Annotated in this window: 7 protein-coding genes and 3 pseudogenes; 8 read left to right on the top strand and 2 right to left on the bottom strand. The window is 61.8% G+C overall.

What is annotated here, in order from left to right:
• Positions 1–444 precede the first annotated feature (444 nt).
• The 6 genes and pseudogenes from J2S97_RS23820 to J2S97_RS23795 all read left to right on the top strand — a co-directional run bounded on the left by J2S97_RS23820 (position 445) and on the right by J2S97_RS23795 (position 4781).
• Positions 445–1156, top strand: a pseudogene (locus J2S97_RS23820) (SDR family oxidoreductase).
• A gap of 190 nt (positions 1157–1346) precedes the next feature.
• On the top strand, positions 1347–2345 hold the full coding sequence (locus J2S97_RS23815; protein WP_307052398.1) for an NADP-dependent oxidoreductase: 999 nt from the start codon (positions 1347–1349) through the stop codon (positions 2343–2345).
• A 48-nt stretch (positions 2346–2393) separates the two neighbouring features.
• A complete protein-coding gene (locus J2S97_RS23810; RefSeq protein ID WP_307052397.1) occupies positions 2394–3260 on the top strand; it encodes an alpha/beta fold hydrolase in 867 nt (288 codons plus the stop codon).
• Between the two features lie 28 nt (positions 3261–3288).
• Entirely contained in the window at positions 3289–3546 is a 258-nt protein-coding gene (locus J2S97_RS23805) for a hypothetical protein (RefSeq protein ID WP_307052396.1), read from the top strand.
• Positions 3504–3956 carry a hypothetical protein gene (locus J2S97_RS23800; RefSeq protein WP_307052395.1) on the top strand — a complete coding sequence of 151 codons (453 nt, stop codon included), beginning with the start codon at positions 3504–3506 and terminating at the stop codon, positions 3954–3956. The genes J2S97_RS23805 and J2S97_RS23800 overlap by 43 nt, the downstream gene beginning before the upstream one ends.
• A gap of 222 nt (positions 3957–4178) precedes the next feature.
• Entirely contained in the window at positions 4179–4781 is a 603-nt protein-coding gene (locus tag J2S97_RS23795) for a TetR/AcrR family transcriptional regulator (protein WP_307052394.1), read from the top strand.
• 1097 nt (positions 4782–5878) lie between these two features.
• Here the strand turns inward: J2S97_RS23795 and J2S97_RS23790 are convergent.
• Positions 5879–6187, bottom strand: a complete 309-nt coding sequence (locus J2S97_RS23790; protein WP_307052393.1) for a hypothetical protein — start codon at positions 6185–6187, stop codon at positions 5879–5881.
• Positions 6188–6536: 349 nt separating this feature from the next.
• Positions 6537–7376: a hypothetical protein gene (locus J2S97_RS23785; protein WP_307052392.1), complete on the bottom strand. Its 840-nt coding sequence runs from the start codon at positions 7374–7376 to the stop codon at positions 6537–6539.
• Positions 7377–7521: 145 nt separating this feature from the next.
• Here J2S97_RS23785 and J2S97_RS23780 point away from each other — a divergent pair.
• A pseudogene (locus tag J2S97_RS23780) lies at positions 7522–7851 on the top strand (transcriptional regulator); the annotation flags it as partial.
• A 382-nt stretch (positions 7852–8233) separates the two neighbouring features.
• Positions 8234–8386 (top strand): annotated as a pseudogene (locus tag J2S97_RS23775) (alcohol dehydrogenase catalytic domain-containing protein); the annotation flags it as partial.

The raw sequence follows: 8386 nt of genomic DNA, 5'->3' as shown, positions 1-8386 counted from the left end.
TTGGACTCTAGACAAGCCCCACTCCACCCGGAGGTCTTCTTCATGTCACCAAACCACGCCGAGCGTCACTAACGTACGTGGTCAATACAGCTAGCGAGCCTGAACCTGGCGTATCTGCACCTTCACCCCGTAGGCGACGAACTGCTCCGCTCCCTCAGGGATATATGGCCGACGGCGGTGCTCGTGGTCCGCTATGGACGTAACCGTGGGCAGATAGCCGACGACGTCGCGGCCGGCCTTGCGGACGTTGCCCCACTGGGCCGTTTTGCGCTGGCCAATCCCGACATCGTTGAGCGCCTGCGTTCAAACGCCCCCTGAACGAGGTCGTTCCCAGCACTCTCTACGGCGGCGGGGCAGCCGGATACACCGACCACCCGGCCCTTGCCCACGCCTAATCCCGCACCATCCGGCGCGGATGGAAATCAGCACAAGAAAGTTCGTGAAATGCATTCACTCAATGGAGCAGTCGTCCTCGTCACCGGCGCAAACGGCGGCATCGGAACCCACTTCGTCCACGGCGCCCTCGCACGCGGCGCCAGCAAGGTTTACGCCACCGCCCGCACCCCGCGCACCTGGGAGGACGAGCGCATCGTCCCACTCGCCCTCGAGATCACAGACCCGGACTCAATACGGGCTGCCGTCGGGCTGCGGGCGATGTGACAGTGCTAATCAACAACGCTGGAGCGTCCGTTGCAACCCCAGGCATCCCTACCCACACCGACGCGGAAATCCGGACCAATGTCGAGACGAACTTCCTCGGCCCACTATTCCTCGCCCGCGCCTTCGCACCGATCCTGTCAGCGAAGGCCAAATCCGCAATCATCGACATCCACTCCGCACTGAGCTGGTACGCCGCCGGTGGCATTTACAGTGCCACCAAGGCAGCCCTCCGGTCGGCCACCAACTCGCTACGCCTGGAGCTCGCCCCGAAGGAGTGCACGTGGTTGGCGCCCATGTCGGCTACGTCGACACGGCGATGGCTGCGCATGCCACCGACCCCAAGATGGACCCGGCCGATCTGGTCACCACGGTATTGGATGCCGTCGAAGCCGGCCAGTACGAGGTTCTCGCCGACGAGACGTCCGTGCAGCTCAAGGCCAGACTCAGTGCCCCCATCGAGGCGCTCTACCCCCAACTTGCGCTCAGCAAGTCCTAGAAACAGCAGCCGCGCCGTGGTGATGAACCCAACACGTCACCACGGCGATTCCATTTCGCTTGACAATTAATTGAGTGCAGTCATAATTGATTATAGTCACTTTACACAGCGTCGCCCCCACCCCCAGGGGAAGTTACCGTCGCCACCGGCGCCAACTACAAGAACGTCCACCCAGAAGGAGCATCGCGGCATGCGGGCATTCGTTATCAACAAGTACAAGGAACCGCTGCGCGAAGCCGAGGTTGCTGAACCGGCCGTTGGCGAACGGGACGTGCTCGTGCAGGTTCACGCGGCCGGCTTGAACCAGCTGGACGAGAAGATCCGCCTGGGTGAGTTCAAACAGATCCTTCCCTACAAGCTCCAGTTAGTCCTCGGCAACGACGTAGCCGGCACAGTGCTGCGCGTGGGAGAAAGAGTGAAGGGGTTCAAGCCCGGCGATGAGGTCTACGCCCGTCCCAAGGAGGACCGCATCGGCACATTTGCCGAACGCATTGCCGTCGCGGAGGAAGACCTTGCGCTCAAGCCCGTATCGGCCAGCATGGAGGAGGCCGGCTCGCTGCCACTGGTAGCGCTTACCGCATGGCAGGCCCTCGTCGAGCAGGGCAATGTGCAACCAGGGCAGAAGGTTCTCATTCATGCCGGTGCAGGCGGGGTCGGTTCTATCGCCATCCAGCTCGCCAAGCATCTCGGCGCGACCGTTGCAACCACCGTCAGCAGCTCCAACGCCGGGTTCGTGAGGGACCTCGGCGCTGACATCGTCATCGACTACCGCACCCAGGTCTTCGAACAGCGTCTGAGCGGATACGATCTGGTGCTGGACAGCCTCGGAGGGCAAATCCTGCAGAAATCACTGCGCATCCTCAAGCCCGGTGGGAAGGCGATTGGGATCGCCGGCCCGCCCGATCCGGTATTCGCCCGCAAAGCAGGCCTCAACCCCGTGCTGCGCCTGGCGATCACCGGGCTCAGCAGCAAGATTCGGAGGCAAGCCAGGAAGCTCGGCGTCAGCTATGAGTTTCTCTTCATGCGTGCCAGCGGCGACCAACTACGTCAGATCAGCGCCCTAGTGGACGCCGGCGTACTGCGCCCCATCGTCGGGAGGGTCTTCACCTTCGGCCAGGCTCCAGAGGCGCTGCAAGCCCTGGCCGCAGGGGGCTTCCGGGGCAAAGCAGTGCTCACCGTCACCAGCTGACCCGCCGATAGCCACAATTCACGCAGAGAATCCAGGAGAACAACCGTCATGGACAACACCGACGCAGCCAAGGAACCAGTCGTCACCTCGTATGCGAAGGCACCTGCCAGCACTGTCACCGCCGGAAGTGTCAGATACGCCTATCGCGAGCTTGGGCCGAAGGGCGGCATCCCCGTAGTGTTCTTCGTGCACCTGGCAGCCACCCTTGATAACTGGGACCCCCGTATCATCGACCCCATTGCCAAGAACCGCCACGTCATTACCTTCGACCAGCCCGGTGTCGGCGCTTCCACTGGACAAGTTCCCAACAGTATCGAAGCAATGGCCGACGACGCCTACACCTTCATCAAGGCCCTCGGATTCGACAAGATAGATGTGTTCTCCTTCTCACTGGGCGGCATGGTCGCCCAGGACCTGACCATCAAACATCCCCATCTTGTCCGCAAGCTCGTGCTGACCGGAACCGGTCCGCGGGGAGGCAAAGACATCGACAAGGTCGTCGGCACCACCTACTGGGACATCCTCCGGGCAACCCTGACCCGGTCCGACCCCAAGGAATTCCTGTTCTTCAACCGCGACACCACCGGCAAACCCGCTGCGAAAGCCTTCATCAAACGCCTTCAGGAGCGAACCGAGAACCGTGACAAGCCAATCAGCCCCCGCGCATTTCAGACGCAGCTGAAGGCAATCCAGAAGTTCGGCCGCTCGGCCCCGTCGAACCTGTCCACTCTCACCCAACCCACCTTCATCGCCAATGGCGACAACGACCGCATGGTGCCCTCCGCGCTCTCCGAAGAACTGCATCACCGCATCAAGGGATCCGAACTGATCATCTACCCCGACTCCGGCCACGGTGGCATCTTCCAGTACCACACCCGGTTCGCACCCGCCGTTGTCGAATTCCTCGCCCCCTGACCACCACGCTCGCGAAAAGAAGGCATCAATGGGCATCACACCTTCAACTACCGGACCGCACCTGGAAAAGCATTTCACGTCCTCAGTCCTGCTTTGGGTGCGCAAAGAGCAGTCCCGCCAAACCGGCATGGACTACTGGAAAGGCCCGCATTCCGGCATCATCGCCGCCACACCAGGGCTGGAGGAGTACCGGCAGATCCACCTCGCCGAACACAACCCGGCCTCTGGCCCGCAACCACTGGGGTGGAGACCACCATCCCTGCCGACCGGAAGATCGACGGCATAGCGGAAGTCACCTTCCAATCCACGCTTTCGCCGCTCAAGGGGCGCAAGCAGACCGCCTTGGCCCATAAGGACGAGGTCAACGTATTCCGCCGCACCCTTCTCTACGCCGGTCCGCCGAAGACTTCACACTGGTATGACGTCGCCTCCCCGGCAGAGACTGTCGGCGCTCGCGCGATCATTTACCTCCGCCGCCGCCCCGGTGTCCGCCCACCCGAATTCCGGCGGCTCGTGAAGAAGGGACTTGTTCCTGCCCTGGCCGCCACTGGGATGCTGAAGGAATTGCGCACTCAGTCATTCATGCCATGGATTGAGAAGATGTGGGACACCCCCAACATCGCCCACGACAACCCGGCGGACCAAAGCTTCCACACATCAATCACCCTGGGATTTGCCGACTCGGCAGGCCCGTGACGCCTTCTTTAGCAGCACAACTGTCCACAACCACTCCGATCAGCTGAAGCCCGCGGCCTCCGCAATCCATGCCTATGAGGTTGACGCAGCAATGACGTATGTCAAGCGTGGCCGGATCCTCCCCCACTACAAAGAGTAGGGGCGCCGACCGGAGGGCCCGGTCTCCGCAGCTTCGATATACTCATTATTGAGTCCAGTCAGTTTACGTCCAGAGGAACCCACATGCCTGTCACATCCCGGCCGCTCGGACGGCGCGAGCGGAACAAGCAGGAGAAGCTGGACCGCATCACAGCCGCAGCCACTGAGCTGTTCGCCGAGTACGGGGTCGAGGACGTCACCACCCAGCAGATCGCCGACAAAGCCGACATCGGCACCGGAACCCTTTTCCTCTACGCCAAAACCAAGGGAGAACTCCTCCTCCTCGTTCAGAACGCCCACTACGCCGAAGCTCTCGAGCGGGGCCGGGCGGATGCTGAAACCATCCAGGATGCCCTGGGTGCGGTGATGGCCGTCGTGCGGCCGATCGTGGAGTGCAACCGAACCCAAATCGACAACGGACGCTTCTACCTGCGGGAAATGGTCTTCGGCGACCATACGGAGCCACACCACAGCGCAGCTCTATCCATCGTTGGGCAAACCGAGGAGGCCATTGCCGCCATACTGGACCGGGAAGAACTGGCCGGCGCGGGTGACGCCGCGACGACGGCGCGCATTGTCTCCGCGATCATGTTTGTCAGCATGGCCGCAAGTGTGAACGCCGGATTGGACATTGAGGCACTGGTGCAGGACATCAGGACACAAATCAGCCTGCTGATACCCCGCTGACACCGCCGCAAACTCGATCTGGACGCAGCCACTCGTTACATTTGCGGTCGACGAGACAAACCTCTGGCCTCCGCTCGGCCAACCTCAAGGCATTCATCACCGAACTCGAGGAACACCTGAGCCCTGCAGATGAGGCTGAGGCAGCAGTCGCGTAGCGGAAACCGGGATTGCTGTTCGTCATGTCTAGAGCACCGGCGCGACCCATGAACGGGAACCCCTTGGTCATGTCGTCCACACAATTCGCAGCCATGAATGAGTGATGGCCAACACCGGCCATCAGAACAAGCCACAAAGAGGACCGACAACCCAGGAAGCCAGCAGGCGGAGGACCCACCAGCGAGGACCCTAACCCCGCCACCCCACCAACTTCACAGGCAACCGCGGCCACAGGCACAAACCGCGGCCACAGTCAGAGAGACCCGCGCAGGGGTCAATGTCCACACATCATCTACCAGGGAAGTACGACCGAGTGCCCCGAATCATTTCTGGATCGGACCCTCTCGTTGCGTTGCTATTAAGGAGTCCGACCTTCAGCCACCTTGGCTGTCAGGAGTTCACAGGTCGTTGTCGGGGTTAGGGTCGCTTCCCACCCGCTAACAGTTAAACCCACTGACGCTATCTCCGGCGAGGACCCCCACTGCTCAGGGCGAGGCACGGTCCATTCGTAGGTGACTCGTTCCAAGATTCCCTGAATTTCGAATTCTCCCCCGAAACCCACGATGCGTATTTTCCGTCCGACGTCCGACGCAGCCAGGTCAGTAATGTTCAATGTGCGCCGCCCCCTCTCAATCCCTGCAATAGTGAGGCAAACATACACGCCGACGATGACGGTGCCGGCGAGGCCCGCTTGGAGACAGGGCGCGTCTCGGACGACGCGCTCGTCACAGACGTCGAGACAGCAAAGGGCAGTCGGTTCAGCACAGGGTTCTGCCAGATCGAGCGCGGCGAAGCCCAGACACTCTCGCGCCATGAGCTCGACGAATATGGCCGAGGCCTTCTGTACCGTGCTACCGGTCGGCAGCCCGGGCTTCTCGGCCCGCTCGGTCCCTCGGCTGCACGGCGTGATGATCCCCTCGAGGCTCCCGATGAGCTATCGGCTAGCCCGCTGACACATCGATCAGCACCTTGCCGACGATGCTCTCTTCCACCGCCGCGTGGGCCGCAGCCGTGTCCGCCAGGTCAATGCGATGCAGCGGCAGGCCTGCGGCCTCTCCCACCGGAAGGGCGCCGTCGGCGATGGCCGCATTGATGTCCTCGGCGGCGGCGTGCACCGCCGCCATGCCAACGGTGTAGAGCAGCACGAACTGGTAGCGGACATTGAGGCTGAAATGCCTGCGCACGTCCAGGCTCATCTGATCGCCGCCGTTGTTGGCGTAGACCGCGATGGAGCCGCGGTTGCGGATCACTGCCAGGTCGAGTTCCGCGTCGTGTTCAGGTCCGACAAGTGACCAGCTGATGCGATAGGCGATCCCGCCCGGGGGGCGACTCCTTCTCTGAACCCACCTGGGTGTCTCATCCCCTCAGTGTCTCGAGACGCTGGGGATACGAGACGTTTACTGACTCTGTAAACGCGACGAGGGCACTGTCTTTATCTGTGCCTTTCATCGATTGGTGGCGGCGTTTTGTGATATGACGCTAGTTTGCCGATACGAGGATCCTCGCCGTGCGGCCTCTTTCAATGGGGCTTCCGGCTTTTACTCGATCAATCATTGGCGGTAGTGACCACGCTGGGGTGTTGGGATGGAGAGGCGCAGCCTATATGCAGGAGTAGTCGTAATCGAGTCCGGCCGACACATACTGGGTCACTGTTACCGGGCTGTCGGGCGTCAACCCAGGAAGAGAACAATTCGACTTCGCTCCCCGCAGGGTCCTGGCACCTGCAAGCCAGCTTGGCAGTGCAGTGAGGGAGCTGCTGGATGGCACGGTCCCGGCGATGATTCCCCACTGATAACCCGTCGAGTAGATCCCGACGCCGGCGTCCTTACCTTCGGCGTTCTTACGTCCGGCAGTGATGCTCGTGAAGTAGTCGACCATCCCTTCAAGGGTCGCCCGGTTCAGGGCTGTGTCGGTCTGCCAGCTATTTTCCGTCTCCACATCCAGCCACCAGAAATAATTGCCGGGGTTGGTCACGCCTCGGATAGTAGCGTCGTCATAAGCCTTCGCGTAGCCGTACATGTATGAGCAGGCGTGGTCGACTTCATGCCGGCATGTCCCATAGGGATTGGCAACCTCCATGTCGGAGTCGTCGGGGTAGATGTTGGACGATGGCCACCAAGAGCCCTCATGTCCTGGGTTGGCAGTGTTGACGTATAACGCGACCTTGGGCTGCACAGTTACCCCGGTAGAGGTAGCGGCCCAAGTGAGTTGCTCAGCGAGGCAAGGGTTGGTGTTGTTAGCCAGTCCGCCGGTTACGCCCACGATCGCGAATGCTTGCCCGGTGGGAAGGGTCTTACCGCACTGGGGCCAGGAAACGTCGTTGCCCACCGGGTCCTTATCTCGGGATGGCGGAGCCGCTGCCACCGGAGCCATTCCTGTGACCAGTAGCCCAAGAAGTGTCAGGAACGTGCATGCCATCTTCATCGCGTAACGAGCCATGCGCTCAATGCTACGTCTTCTTCCGACATGACACGCGGGCCTATTTCCCGGGCTGTAACGCCGTTGCGTATAGCTTCCGAAGAGGCCGCTTACCTCACAGGTGCTTTCCTACCCGTCGATGGCGGATGAAACAGCGCAGTAATCACCGGACGCGGGCCAGGTGCTCAGCTGCCTTCAACGCGGGGCACACCGGGTTGCCTTGGACATCTATCGCGGTTCGGTGCTGCCGCGCTCGGAGGCCCCAGGCGTCGTTAACCTGCGGGAGCGCGTCTCCACTCTCCTGCGGGAAGCTCTCCTCACGGACGGCAGCGCAGAGGCCCTGCTCCAATATGCGGACCTTCCTGAAGCGAGCGGTGACATGGCCGTCCGCATGGCGGCACTGAAACTATTGCCCCCGCGCTCCCCCAAAAGGGCGGCCGTGGTTGCTGATCTGGAGCGTCTGGAATCCGAACTCGGAACCCGCCAGCATCCGTGAGCTGACTCACAGGACTGCAACCCTGTTGCAACCCTCCGGACCCTAAGCTGAATCCAACGGACACCGTCCCGCTCTCAACAAGAGTGAACGATGCCGTGTTTCACTGCATCCGAGGATGGTCCAGGCGAGATTCCACGACAAGACGCGGGCACGTTGAGAGGGCCATCCACGCCCTAACACATCCGTTCGCCTCGCCCCCTACCCGGCCGCTGAGGTGGCGCGGCCGTCCTTGTCCTCTGAGAGGACGCCTACTCCGTCCAGGACGCCGAAGCACCAACCTCGGCAGGCCCGGGGGATCTCGGGCCTGGCCGCCGCACCACTTCCTGCCCAGGCAGTCCATTGCTGCCGGCACCCATAACGAAGGAAATCGACAATGACGACGATGCAAGCAGCAGTAGTAACCGAGTTCGGCAAGGATCTTCAGATCCAGACCCTCCCCGTTCCTGCCCCGGGCCGGGGCGAGGCGCTGGTCAAGGTCATCACCACCGGCGTCTGCCACACAGACCTCCACGCGGCGGAGGGTGACTGGCCCGTC

The organism is Arthrobacter oryzae, assembly GCF_030812315.1.
GTDB classification, from domain to species: domain Bacteria; phylum Actinomycetota; class Actinomycetes; order Actinomycetales; family Micrococcaceae; genus Arthrobacter; species Arthrobacter oryzae_B.
Note: the sequence above shows the minus strand (reverse complement) of the source record. Positions and strands in the feature narration are given on the sequence as shown.